The organism is Pseudoalteromonas sp. SR43-5 (assembly GCF_014163835.1).
In the GTDB taxonomy this organism is placed as follows: domain Bacteria; phylum Pseudomonadota; class Gammaproteobacteria; order Enterobacterales; family Alteromonadaceae; genus Pseudoalteromonas; species Pseudoalteromonas distincta.
Genome location: NZ_JACJEA010000006.1, coordinates 45,340 through 58,324 on the forward strand (window position 1 = coordinate 45,340; position 12,985 = coordinate 58,324).

Below are 12,985 nucleotides of genomic sequence, written 5' to 3' on the forward strand. Positions count from 1 at the left end.
CGTTTTTCCATCCTCAAAATAGATCACTTAATTAAGCGAATTGGTATTATTAGTAAATATAGTGAGATAAATAATAAACCCCAATGTAGTGATACATTGGGGTTTATTTTAGCTACATAAACAAAGCTTATTTTTGTAGTTTAATACCATTGTAATAGGCATCAAGCGTTGTGATTTTAGTTTGATTTGGTAAATCGGCAAAGTCACTTTCTATAAACTTAGTCCCGCGTAATTGCACATTTAAACGTGCAGCATTAGAGTTAAGCATTGTTTGCTTGTAGTAGTCCTTTATATCTGCAAGCGTTACTTTTTCAACTTCATCAATCAGCTTTTGCTTAGAATCAAAGGTAAAGTTTTCACGGTACCAATCGTTTATAAGTGGGCTCATTTCGTCACTTAAGTTTTTAGGCTGCTCTTTAAGTGATACAAGGGTAGAGTTTTTAAGCTGCTCAAAAGTCTCTTCGCTCATGTTATCAAGTTCAACTGCGTATTCTTTTTTAAACTTATCAAAACGAGCTTGTATTTCTTTTGGTCCTTTAACCGGTGTTTGGATATACAAACCAATTGCTGAGTAATCTTCAATTGGGCGAGCTAACGCACCTACTGCGTATGCAAGTTGCTCCTCAGTACGCATTTTATCAAACGCAACTGTTCTAAAGTGGCTTTGTAATACAGCTGCTTCTGCTTTTTGTTTGTAACCCGCAACAGGATGAACGGTCATATCAACCACCGCTACATCGGCTACATCAATATCTTTTTGCAGTACCAGCGTTTCGCCCGGTTGTGGCAACCACGCTTTGCTTCGTGCAAATTCACTGCGCTTATGATTACTTGGTAATGTTGCACTTAACTCTTGTGCAATCGCGTCTATATCTTGCTGATCGTAGTTACCGTAACTAAATACACGTAAATCGTTTTGTGCAAACGTAGCTGTTTTTAATTGTGCTAAGTCGGCAACACTCAGTGAGTCAGCGGCTTTAATAAGCGCATCTGTATCAAAGCCACCTGTACGCGTTAGTTTTGAATACTCGCCAAATGCTTGTGCATACGGAAACTGCTTTTGTTGGTTTAGTAAATTACGTTTAAAACGATCTACCGCTTGGCTAAATGCTTGTGCTGTTTCATCAGCTTTTAACCCGGTTAAAGCTTGTTTAAGCAATACATCTTGCTTATCTGTAAAACCACTCATAGATAAAACAAGGCCATTACTCGGTGCTAGGCTTACGCTCATACCGGCGATTGCTGCTTCGGTACTTAACTGACTTTGTTGAATATTATATAAATCAGCCCAAACAGAATAAAGGACTTCTGCCTTAATATCGTTCAAACCGGGTTGAGTATTTATATAAACTTCAACAAGCCCTTTTGGCTGCTCTGCAAATTTTTGACTTGCTTGGCGCCATACTTTTACACCATTTTTATCGTAAGCAAGTTCTGGGTGTTTTTGCTCTTTAAATGCTTGCGTTTTTATTGCAAAGTTTTCAGGCAATAAATTGTTTACTGTTGGTAGTGCTAACTTAAATTCGCTTGGTTTTTTCCAGCTGGCAATTTCATCATCGCTAATGTCACTGATGCGGTATTTACCGTCGTAAAAGTGTAGTTTTGAGTCTGTCTCTTCTTGCTGCGATACATACCAAATACGAAGGGTATCGGCATTTAACTGCTCAAGTACATTGTTTACAGCGTCAGCGTCAAACTTTGCATAATAATAAGGTGCATTAATAGCGTGATTTAACGGATAATCTTGCATGCTTTGCGTAAGCGAGCTTACATAATTAAATTCATCACCTTTTTCTAAAAACTTAAATTGGTTATTAAGGGAAGTACGAATTTCGTTGAAGTACTTACTATCAACGCCTTCTTTTTTAATTAAATCGATGTACTGCATAATAGTCGCCACTATTTCGTCACGATTTTTCATGCCTTCATCTGTAAGCTCTACATTTACATTTAACGAGCCGTAATTGCCATATTGATTTGGTGCAGCTGAAGCAGAAAGCTGAGACACCCATCCTTTATCACGAAGAAGTTGCGCTGGGCTGCCCGGCATTTCATTACTTAGTAAATACGCTACAAATCGGTTTGGTTTAAGTGCAAATTCGCTATTATTATTAGCAATGGTGAAATCAAGTTGCAGCTGTTTTACATCTTCATTTGGTGCATAAAACACGCGTTTTCCGCCAGCGTTATCAAAATCAAGTTTTGCAGTCACTGTTGGTTTTTCGATATTTTTATTTTTTATGTCAGCAAAGTATTTTTGCGCTTTTTGCTCCATTTCAGCAATAGGTAAATTAGAAATAAGCGCAACTTTCATAATATTTGAAGAGTAGTATTTATTATAAAAATCAACCGTTTCTTTATGAAGTGAACTGTTTTCTTTATCGCCAAGGGTTTCTAGGTTACCAATTAAAAAGCGATTAGCTGGGTGATCGCCCATCATTTTACGCGCGAGTTTAAATTGTCCAAAAAAGTCCATTTCGCGGCGCATTGACCACTCTGCGTTTACTGCATTTTTTTCTTTGTCTGTGTATTCTGGGTATAACTTAGGCGCTTTGAAAAAGTCAGCAAAACGGTCTAGCCCTTCATCAAACGCGTCGTTATTAATTTTAAACATGTAATTAGTAATATCGAGCCACGTATAAGCATTGTGCGCGCCACCATTTTTGGTCATAAAATCAGAATACCCTTTTGTGTCTGGGTAGCGATCTGTGCCTAAAAACAGCATGTGCTCTAGATAATGCGCCATACCTTGTTGCGACATTGGGTCATGCAGTAAACCAACACCAACGCTTAGTGCCGCTGCAGATTTTTCAGCACCTGGATCTGACACTAAAATTACTTCAATGTCGTTTGCCAGCTTAAGTGTTTTATATTCGCGGTTATCGTTAGGGCTTACGACTAACGTATCTGATGGTAAAGAGGCCTGAGGCGCCACTGAAACCGAAGCCGTATTTGAACAACCACTTAAAACTGCAAGTGCGATTGCACTAAAACCAATAATCTTTTTCATTTTTGTTTTCCATTAAAAAGTATTGCGCAAAATAGCGTGCGCCAATTCAAAGCAATATAGTTAAGCTAAACTAACATTTTCAATTAATAACTTTCTACAAAATAACGCTATTTTGTGTAACACATTGTGAAAAATGTCTTCATAATCGGATATTAGTTGGGAGTCTGCCAACCTTGCGAGACTAAAAATCATTCAATATCAAAAAATACGCAAATTCTAAATAATAAGGAAAAACAATGGAAAAAATCATCATACTTGCCATGTTTGCACAAGTTACGCTTTCACTGGTTGTCATGCTCATTATGGGTAAAAGGCGCTTTGCCGCAGCTAAAAATAAACAACTAGATTTAAGTGATTTTAAAACAATGCAGTTAGATAAGGCTGGCGACACTATTAGGGTGGCAGATAGAAACTTTTCGAATCAGTTTGAAATACCAGTGCTTTTTTACGCGGGGTGTTTACTTGCACTGCAACTAAATAGCGCCAGTACACTTGTGGCAATACTGGCCTGTTTATTTGTAGCAACACGTATTGTGCATAGCGTTATTCATTTAGGTGAAAACAACGTACGCGCACGTTTTAAAGTGTTTTTACTGGGTTGTGTTTGTGTGTTTTCAATTTGGCTAGCAATGGTTTGGCGAGTACTATTTTAAATAGCAAAGTTTAATAATAGTAATGTGGACGGCTGGTTTAGGCCATCCACATTAACGTTAATTTTAATTATTTAGCACGTTTTAAACGAGGTACCGCAAGTAAAAAAGCACCTAAAAGCCAAATTAACCCGCCGCCAGAACTGCTGCTAGAATCTGTTGATGTGTCAGAATCAATTAACGTATTTTCAGTAACAGTAAGGCCTGCTGCTGAATTAGGATCATCATCCATTACCGCCACATTTTGAATAGTCACTAAGTTAGCACTACTAATTGTTACATCAGTACTTGCACATTGCTCAGCAGTAATATCAACCACGGGTGTTTCACCACAGTGTACTAACGCTGCAATTTTATCTAACGTTGATTGGCTTGCTGCAGTAATTTGTCCAAACACTGTAAAGCCACCGTTTTGGGTATCAAGTGCTGCACTATTGTCTGTAATATTAAAAAACCACTGACTTGTTGCGCTATTAGCATCACCCGATAATTTAGCCATTGCAATGGTGCCCTTAACATTAGAAAAAACGGGCTCATTTTCTACAGCAGGTTTTGTAGTAATCGCATCTAGCGAATCAGAAAATGTAAATCCACCACCTTGAATAACAAAGTTACTAACAGAGCGGTGAATTACTGTTTCGTTATATGAATCGTCTTGAACGTAACTTAAAAAATTTGCGACTGTTTTGGGGGTTTGTTGATCAAATAGGTTAATCTCTATGACACCTTGGCTCGTGTTCATTTCAACTATAGTAGCGGTGCTTGTAAAACTTGCTGCAGCAAGTGCTGAGCCAAGTAAAAGTATTTTCATGTTTTATTCCTGTTGTTATATTTTTTAAATAATTAGTTAATGCGTTAACACATTAATGCCATCGGCGACTAAAATCGATTCTAAAGTGTGAGTTGATACAATTAAGACCGTATTGATAACAAATTAATTACATATGCCATTATTTATATTCTTTTTTGCTATATAAATCTGACTATTTAAAATTAAATCATCTTAAAAGTGTGGTCACTTATTTGTTACCTTAAAAAAACACAAACAACAGGATCTAACAATGCCACACACTAAACAAACAATTTGCGACTTTGGTTTACACAAAGGTGAACCATACACAAAACTACCGGCGAGCTTTTTAACGTGGATGGTAGGTATAAACCATACTAAGCGGGAATATGCGGATGCAGAGTTAAAGCGTCGCGAAAGTGCCGCCACAAATCGATTAACTGTACCTTCTAAATAAAATGTCAATAAGTACGTTTTTTTAGCATAAAACTAGTTTAAACTACCCGCTTGATAAATTAAGTAGACCTTAATCCATAGGTATTTTATGCGTATAATTATTTTATTTTCGATTATTTTTAGTGTACTTGGATGTACATCTCCTGCTCCTGAATCAACCTCTAACAGTACTCCTACTGAATATTTAACTGTTCTTCATACTAATGATAATCACGGCCGTTTTTGGCAAAACGAAAAAGGCGAATACGGTATGGCCGCTCGCAAAACGTTAATTGACTCTTTACGTAATGACGCCCAAAAGCAAGGTCATGCCGTTTTACTTCTCTCTGGTGGTGACATTAATACCGGTATTCCTGAGTCAGATTTACAAAAAGCAGAACCTGACTTTAAAGGTATGTCGCTGATTGGTTATGATGCAATGGCATTAGGCAATCACGAATTCGATAATCCTATTGATATTTTGAAGCAACAGCAAAAATGGGTGAACTTTCCTTTTCTATCAGCCAATATATTTGAAAAAGAATCAGGCGAACATGCGTTTGATAGCTATAAAATATTCAAAAAAAATGGCTTAACTATTGCTGTTATTGGATTAACAACAACAGACACAGCTAAAATTGGTAATCCTCAGTATATTGGCCACTTAGAGTTTAAAGACCCTGTTGACGTTACTGCAGAACTAGCTAAAGAAATAAAAGCTAAGTACAACCCTGACATTACTATTGCGCTGACTCATATGGGTCATTATGTTGATGCTAGCTTTGGCATTAATGCACCAGGTGACGTAACACTTGCTCGCTCACTTCCTGCAAACACACTTGATATGATCATTGGCGGTCACTCACAAGAACCTGTGTGTATGAGTGATACAAATGTAAATGACGATAACTTTAAACCTGGCCTTGCCTGTAAGCCAGACCAGCAAAACGGTACTTACATTATGCAAGCCCATGAATGGGGTAAGTATGTTGGTAAAGCTGAGTTTAAGCTTGAAAACGGAAAATTAACGTTACTAGACTACAAACTCATGCCTGTTAATTTGTATGTAGATAAAGTTCAAGCTGATGGCTCTACTAAAGCAGTATTAGCAAACGAGTACATTAAACCAGACCCTAAACTTGAATCTTATTTAGCGGTATACCAAGCTAAAGGCGCTAAACAAATTGAAGGTACCATTGGTGAAGTAGATGCTCGCTTAGAAGGTGACAGAAACAAAGTTCGTTACCAACAAACAAACCTTGCACGTGTAATTATTCAAGCTCAAATGGATGTAGTAAATGCAGACTTTGGATTAATAAGTGGCGGTGGTATTCGCAGCTCAATAGAGGCTGGTAAAGTAAGCTATAAAGATATTTTAAAAGTACATCCTTTTAAAAACCGCATTACTTATATGGATTGGCAAGGCAGTGATTTATGGGATTACTTAAATACAGTAACGAGCTTCCCACCGGATGCTGGTGCTTATTTGCAATACCATAAAATATCGTTTGAGCGTAAAAATAATCAGTTGGTTAATGTTTTGATCAATGGCGAACCGCTTAATAAAAATAAAACATACAGAATGAGTCTAAATAGCTATAACGCATCAGGCGGTGATGGTTATCCTGCACTTACAAATAAAAAAGGCTTTGTAAGTACAGACGAAACAGATGCTAAAGCACTTCAAGACTTTATTTCAAAAAATAACCCTCTCAAAGCGGCTGAATTTACCCCTAAATAACCTCTAAGAATAAGAGGAAAGTAATCTAGTTACTTTCCTCTTATTTCAATATTACCTTTTTTAATATTTGCCAGCCCATAACTATGCAAACGAGAACGAGAGCCTTCTCCATAGGCTTTAGGTGGGTAATATAACTCTTTTTCTTCAGGACACTCGCTAAGTACTTCATCTAATGCCGCACGTATCTCACTCAAGGTTTTTTCTAGGCTATTATTAAAATTAGGCCTTTTTCTAACCGTATGACCAAGCTCTACCAACCTATAAAAATACTTGTTAGCGAGCTCTAGAAGCTCCTCTGGTACATCTTTATTATGACTAAGCGCTACATCATCGTTATTTGTACAATACTCTACAAGTGCTAAATAAAAGCATAATGGCTTATTGGCTAAACCCACTTTTTGCTCTGCACTACAACTACTTGATAGTGTTTTATCGTTAAGGTCAACTATAAGCATCAGCGGCGTAGGCTCTGTAATTGACTGATGCTGCGCATTATTAAACTGCTTATTACTTTGTTTAATAAACGCAAATTTTACCCAAAAACTAATCAACACACTTAATACTAAAAATATAAAATAGTAAATAAAATGGCTTAATGTAAAGTGGGTTTGCTGAACGTTAAATACAACTAATACAGGTCCGTTATTAGTGCTCAAACTACGTGTTATTTGGTGTAAGTTTACAGGTACTAGCATTTCGCCTTTTGGTGCAATAGCAACAACTTTAAGATCGTTCGAATTAATGTAGCTATTTAAGGTTTTAATGTAGCTATTAACCGCATCTTTATTCCCCGAATGCTTTAGCAGCTCATTTGATAAATCAAGTAATGGTAAGTCGAGTGCTATTTGCCTTTCTATCTGCGTTATTTTTTGTTTAGTTACTTGCTGGCTTTTTTGAATTACAGAAATATAAAACACAGAAGATAAAGTTAAAAATAAGCATAGTAAAACAAGTAGTTGTTTATATTTACTCATCACTAACTTCCTCTTTTAAGTTTACTGAGCTAGTACCGCAACTCCAAAACGATTGTGCATTTTGATAATAATGCAAACTTTGATCTTTAGACATATCAAGCAAATTTGCCTGTACTGCACATAATAAATCAGTATTATTTTGCTGCATTTTTAAATACCATCTTGTTCCAGTAATATTATTACTCAAAGGCGTAATATAGTTTTTTGAAAAACGTTTTTCGTCACTCTCTTTCCAAAACGAAGCAATAATATCTACTTTTCCGTCGGCGAGTAAATCGCGTAATTCGTTATGAGAACTAGCATAAGTGATTTTCAAATTAGCTAAATTTATATCCAGTTCTTTAAACATTTGCTTTGGTAAAATATGCCCTGATCGGCTGGTAGGATAATCAAGCAAACCTATGCGTTTATCTAAAAAATATTGTTTAGTAATTCGAGGTTTTTCTTTAGAAGATATAAAAAAAGCCGTGTAGTCAGAAAAACCAACTACGGGTTGGTAGTTATAGGTCGACTCCGCTTTAAATGCAGCCATAATATTACTTTTAGCCAAAATTAGGTCAGCAATTCCTTTACCAACAAACTCAAAGCTATCTGCCGTTCTATATCCCCAATACCCTTTTACCGAGCCATATTGCTTAGCTACTACGTTATCAGAGCATAACTTTTGTGTTAATAACTTGGCTATTTTTTTTGATTGTGTAAAAACAATTAATTGGTCTTTATTACTTGTAGCAGTTGTTTGACACTCTGTTGAGGTTTCGATCATAACCGGAAAATGTAAATCATCATTGTATACACTAACTTGACCGCAAACCCACGTAACGACCAACAATAGAAACAAAAATGTAACAATTAACATTTTGTGCAACACAATATTTTTATAATTCAAAGCAATGCCACCCAAAAATAGACGATATAGTGTATTTGAACAATTTCGCTTACCTATTACAACAAGTAATTTTACCTGTTAAATATAAGAGACTGATTTTAAAGGTAATTGAATAAGAAATTATGAATTTTAATAAGTCCTTCCTATCAACATTAAAAATGAGGACAATTGACCGCATTAGCTTATAGCAACCCCATGAAATATTCATTTAGGAAGTTTTAATGCATAACAATATAAAGTACTCGATATCTTCTGCGCTTTTGATTAGTGCGATATTCACAAGCACTAACTCACACGCTTGGGGTCAAAATGGCCACCGTATTGTAGGGCAGATTGCACAATCTCATATAAGCGAAACTACTAAAGCAGCAATTAAACCTTATTTAGATGGTGAGTCACTTGCGCAAATATCAACCTGGCCTGATGAAATGCGCTCTGCTCCTGGCGACTTTTGGCAAAAGAAATCATCTCGTTGGCATTACATTAACGCAGCCCCAGGAAAATCTTTCAGCTTCAATCACGATCATACTAAAAACAAAGAATCTGTAAGTAATATCCTCGAGGGCATTCACTATTCAATGCAAACACTCACTGATAAAAATAGCACCTTAGATGCTAAGCAGTTCAGTTTGCGTTTTTTAGTGCATTTAGTAGGCGACAGTCATCAACCCTTTCATGCCGGTCGAGGTGAAGACAGAGGTGGTAACCGTATTAAGGTTTCATTTTTTAACGAAGAAACAAATCTTCACAGCCTTTGGGATACAAAGTTAGTTGAGAACGAGAACTTGTCGTTTACTGAATACGCTCAATTTATTGATACAAATAACAGCGAATTAATTGCTGAGTATTTACAAAGCTCACCTAAAACTTGGGTTGAAGAATCACACAATTTAGCAACAAAAATTTATAAGTACACCAACGACGAAGTTGGGTACAGCTACATTTATAACAACACTCCAATTGTAAAAACACGCCTACAACAAGCGGGTATTCGACTAGCTGGACTATTAAACGCCTTATTTGACCCTTCTGCAAAAGAGTTAGAAACAGCTTTAGCTTTTGAAAAGAAGCAAACTAACTAGATGTATTTCATATTAATGTAATACTAGAAAAGTAAAATCAAAGAAATATGCTTAAAAAGCAATACATAATTTAAATACTGCAAAACTTAATAAGGCCCATTAGCTTGGTTCTTATAAGTATATTTAAAACTATAAATTTGACATTAATAACACGGGAAATCAACATTATGACTAAGCTTCGCCTTTCGAAATTAACTGGAGCGGTAATTTTAGCTCTAGGTGTTTCTACAAGCGCAATGGCTGCTGATACTTCATCTGCAATGCGAGGTAAAATTACGACGCCTTCAGGTGGCAGTGCTGCAAACGTTAAAATTAAAGTAGTTCACCAACCAACGGGAACTATTAGCGAGCTAACTACAAACGAAAGTGGTACGTTTATCGCTAATGGCTTACGTGTAGGTGGTCCTTACATGGTTATCATCGATTCTGATAAATTTAACGATACAACTGTTGAAAATATCTATCTAAATCTGGGTGAAACTTACCGTTTAAGCTCGCAGCTTGCTCCGCTAAATATCGAAAAGATTGAAGTGTCTGGTTATAAAATTGTTCAACAATCAGGTGGCTCTAGCAGTACATTTGGCTCTGACACTATTGAAAATATGCCAAGCTTTAACCGCGACATTAAAGATATTGCGCGTTTAAATCCACTCGCCAGCATTAATGGTAGTGGTGAGCTAACGTTTGCAGGTAGTAACCCGCGTACCAACGGCTTAACTGTTGACGGTATTGGCCAAAATGATGACTTTGGTTTAAGTTACGGTGGCTACCCTACTTCGCAACCACCTGTAGCACTTGATGCAATTGAGCAAATTTCTGTTGATGTATCTCCGTTCTCAGCCTCTAAAGGTAACTTTGGTGGCGGTACCATTAATGCAGTAACAAAATCAGGTACTAATGAGTTTAAATTTTCTGGCTTTTATGAAATATCTACGCCAGATATTGCAGGTGATGTAGATAGTATTTCTCAAGTATATGCTGATGGTAGCCCGGTTTTAGATGAAGATGGACACCGTACATACGTTATTGATCAGGTAGAACCAATTCAAACTGAGAAACGTTATGGCTTTAATGTTGGCGGCCCATTAATCGACGATACTTTGTTTTACTTTGTTAACTACAACAAATGGACAAGTGAACTTGATTTAGATTACGGTTTTGAAGGCTCTGGTGCAACGAATGAATATGATGTAACAGAAGAAAGCTACAACCAATTTATTAATATTTTAAATAATGAATACGGCTTAACCGATTCTCTCGGTGGTGACCCTAAAGATACAAACGAATCATTGCTTGTTAAATTAAGTTGGAATATTAATGATGATCATCGTTTAGATTTCACTTACCAATGGCAAGACGATAAAGACGAAACAAATGTCGGCACAGGCGGTAGTACAGTAAGCTTAGCGTCAAGCCGTTATACTTACGCTACTAAATTCAATAATTTTGCGACAAAATTATATTCAGACTGGAATGAAAACTTCTCAACTGAAATTGGTATCGCTTACAAAGATGTATCATCAAGAAGCTTGACTAACTCTGATATTGGCTTTGTGAAAGTTGAAGAATACTTCCGTGGTCCAGCTTATGAGTTTGGTACAGATGAATTCCGCCATGCAAATAGCTCATCGACTGAAAACTTAACGCTTACTTTCGATGCCACTTACTTAATGGATGAGCACGAAATTAACTTTGGTATGCAGTATGAATCGCTAAATTTATATAACTTATTTGCATCTAACTCATTAGGTTCTTGGGAGTTTGATGACTTCGAAGGTTTTGCAAACCGTGAAGTGGGTAACTTTAGAGGTACATACGACTTTTCTTACAGTAACGCGTACACAAATAACCCAAATGACACTGCATACGATGCGACACGTAACCAGTTAGCACTTTATATCGAAGATACTTTTTATGTTGGTGATGATTTAGAAGTAACAGCAGGCGTTCGTTATGAGCGTTTATCATCAGACGATAAACCAACTTTAAACGAAAACTTTTTAAATACTTACGGCTTTAGCAATCAAGAGAATCTTGATGGTTTAGATATAATTTTACCGCGTATTGGCTTTAAATATTATGCAACTGAAGCATTAACCATTAATGGTGGTATAGGTCGATTCCAAGGTGGTATTCCAAACGTTTGGTACAATAACTCTTTCCAAAATGACGGTATTACATTTGTTGAAGCACCTCAAAGCGCTATTAATGATTATTACGCCAATAACCAAGCCGATATTACGCAAGTACCTGACGCTATTAAAAACACGTTAGTCCAAGGTGCCGGTAGCACAAACTATGTTGACCCTGATTTTGAGCTTCCATCGAGCATAAGAGCTCAAGTTGGTTTTGAATACGAGTTTGACTCAGAACTACTTGGCGAAGGCTTCAAATGGCAAGCAGAAATTGCTTACCATAAAAAAGAAAACGAAGCTGTATGGCATAACACTGCTTTAAACCCAATTGGTGTTGCTGCTGATGGTGAGCGTGTAATTAACGAAAGTATTTATACTGGCGACCTTGCTGATAACTTTGATATTGCAATGACTAATTCATCTGACGATGGACGTTCAATCATTATCTCTACCGGCATTGCAAAAGAATTTGAAAATGGCCTGTATGTTTCTGCAAGTTATGCACACCAAGACGTAACTGAGGCCTCATCGGGTTCATCTTCTCGTGCTCAAAGTAACTACCAATACAACATTACACGTAACCGCAATGAAGACTTTGCAGATCGTGGTTCATACGAAGTAGAGCACAGCTTTAAAATAAACCTAGCGTATAACACTGAATTTTTCAGTGGCTATGCAACTAAGTTTAACGTGTATTTTGAGCGCCGCTCTGGCCGTCCATTTAGCTACACTATGGGCATGTATCAAGATAGTGACTTAGGTGACACACGCGACTTTTACTCAAGCTCAGCTTACCTAGCTTACATTCCAACTGGCGCTGATGATCCAAATGTAAATTGGGATGAGTCTGGCTTATCTTGGAATGAATTAGAAACGCTTCTAAATCGTGCTGGTATCTCAGAACGTGGTGAAATTTTAGGCCGTAACTCAGGTACTCAACCTTGGGTTACTACGATGGATGTAAGTATCAAACAAGAAATCCCAGGTTTTGCTGAAGGTCACAGCGGTGAGGTTTACTTCATGGTTGATAACTTCGCAAACTTACTAAACAGTGATTGGGGTGTTGAAAAACGCTTAGGTTTCTCTGACCAAGCTGTTTATGATTTTGGTGGGTTAGATGATGAAGGTCGTTATATAATTGATGGCAAATTTAATGGTGCTGACGTTCGTAACTACAGTCAATACCAAACTAGCTCATCAGCTTGGCAGGCTAAAGTTGGTATTAGCTACAAGTTTTAAGTCTTAATAGGTAAGTAATAACACATTAAGTTATTTGTTA

General features: G+C 36.9%; 9 protein-coding genes. 5 read left to right on the plus strand and 4 right to left on the minus strand.

Translation table 11 applies throughout. The features are described from left to right. Nucleotides 1–127: 127 nt before the first annotated feature. Nucleotides 128–3,010 (minus strand): insulinase family protein, encoded by a 2,883-nt coding sequence (locus H5090_RS05070; RefSeq protein WP_182695180.1) that lies wholly within the window; start codon nt 3,008–3,010, stop codon nt 128–130. 236 nt (nt 3,011–3,246) lie between these two features. On the opposite strand from H5090_RS05070, the gene H5090_RS05075 reads away from it, so the two are divergent. Then, nucleotides 3,247–3,663, plus strand: coding sequence for an MAPEG family protein (locus H5090_RS05075; RefSeq protein WP_024594583.1), 417 nt, complete (start codon nt 3,247–3,249; stop codon nt 3,661–3,663). Nucleotides 3,664–3,730: 67 nt separating this feature from the next. Here the strand turns inward: H5090_RS05075 and H5090_RS05080 are convergent, their stop codons facing one another. Continuing rightward, nucleotides 3,731–4,471, minus strand: a complete 741-nt coding sequence (locus tag H5090_RS05080; protein WP_182695181.1) for a peptidylprolyl isomerase — start codon at nt 4,469–4,471, stop codon at nt 3,731–3,733. A gap of 250 nt (nt 4,472–4,721) precedes the next feature. Between H5090_RS05080 and H5090_RS05085 the strand changes: the two genes are divergently transcribed. Further along, nucleotides 4,722–4,907, plus strand: a complete 186-nt coding sequence (locus tag H5090_RS05085) for a hypothetical protein (protein ID WP_024594581.1) — start codon at nt 4,722–4,724, stop codon at nt 4,905–4,907. Nucleotides 4,908–4,994: 87 nt separating this feature from the next. After that, entirely contained in the window at nt 4,995–6,626 is a 1,632-nt protein-coding gene (gene ushA, locus H5090_RS05090; RefSeq protein WP_182695182.1) for a bifunctional UDP-sugar hydrolase/5'-nucleotidase UshA, read from the plus strand. 29 nt (nt 6,627–6,655) lie between these two features. On the opposite strand, the gene H5090_RS05095 is transcribed toward ushA, so the two are convergent. Together H5090_RS05095 and H5090_RS05100 are read right to left on the minus strand one after the other, a co-directional pair. Further along, nucleotides 6,656–7,600: a hypothetical protein gene (locus H5090_RS05095; RefSeq protein ID WP_182693133.1), complete on the minus strand. Its 945-nt coding sequence runs from the start codon at nt 7,598–7,600 to the stop codon at nt 6,656–6,658. Beyond that, nucleotides 7,593–8,459 carry a hypothetical protein gene (locus H5090_RS05100; RefSeq protein ID WP_084324632.1) on the minus strand — a complete coding sequence of 289 codons (867 nt, stop codon included), beginning with the start codon at nt 8,457–8,459 and terminating at the stop codon, nt 7,593–7,595. The genes H5090_RS05095 and H5090_RS05100 overlap by 8 nt, the downstream gene beginning before the upstream one ends. 251 nt (nt 8,460–8,710) lie before the next feature. Between H5090_RS05100 and H5090_RS05105 the strand changes: the two genes are divergently transcribed. Together H5090_RS05105 and H5090_RS05110 are read left to right on the plus strand one after the other, a co-directional pair. Then, complete coding sequence (locus tag H5090_RS05105; RefSeq protein ID WP_138490386.1) at nt 8,711–9,571, plus strand: S1/P1 nuclease; 861 nt, start codon at nt 8,711–8,713, stop codon at nt 9,569–9,571. Nucleotides 9,572–9,738: 167 nt separating this feature from the next. Continuing rightward, entirely contained in the window at nt 9,739–12,945 is a 3,207-nt protein-coding gene (locus H5090_RS05110; protein WP_182693562.1) for a TonB-dependent receptor, read from the plus strand. Nucleotides 12,946–12,985: the final 40 nt, after the last annotated feature.

What these genes read in the sequence shown, in the direction of transcription:
- H5090_RS05070 (WP_182695180.1), bottom strand. Translation starts at nt 3,010, where the DNA reads ATGAAAAAGATTATTGGTTTTAGTGCAATCGCACTTGCAGTTTTAAGT.
- H5090_RS05080 (WP_182695181.1), bottom strand. Translation starts at nt 4,471, where the DNA reads ATGAAAATACTTTTACTTGGCTCAGCACTTGCTGCAGCAAGTTTTACA.
- H5090_RS05110 (WP_182693562.1), top strand. Translation starts at nt 9,739, where the DNA reads ATGACTAAGCTTCGCCTTTCGAAATTAACTGGAGCGGTAATTTTAGCT.
- H5090_RS05095 (WP_182693133.1), bottom strand. Translation starts at nt 7,600, where the DNA reads ATGAGTAAATATAAACAACTACTTGTTTTACTATGCTTATTTTTAACT.
- H5090_RS05105 (WP_138490386.1), top strand. Translation starts at nt 8,711, where the DNA reads ATGCATAACAATATAAAGTACTCGATATCTTCTGCGCTTTTGATTAGT.
- H5090_RS05100 (WP_084324632.1), bottom strand. Translation starts at nt 8,459, where the DNA reads ATGTTAATTGTTACATTTTTGTTTCTATTGTTGGTCGTTACGTGGGTT.
- H5090_RS05085 (WP_024594581.1), top strand. Translation starts at nt 4,722, where the DNA reads ATGCCACACACTAAACAAACAATTTGCGACTTTGGTTTACACAAAGGT.
- H5090_RS05075 (WP_024594583.1), top strand. Translation starts at nt 3,247, where the DNA reads ATGGAAAAAATCATCATACTTGCCATGTTTGCACAAGTTACGCTTTCA.
- ushA (WP_182695182.1), top strand. Translation starts at nt 4,995, where the DNA reads ATGCGTATAATTATTTTATTTTCGATTATTTTTAGTGTACTTGGATGT.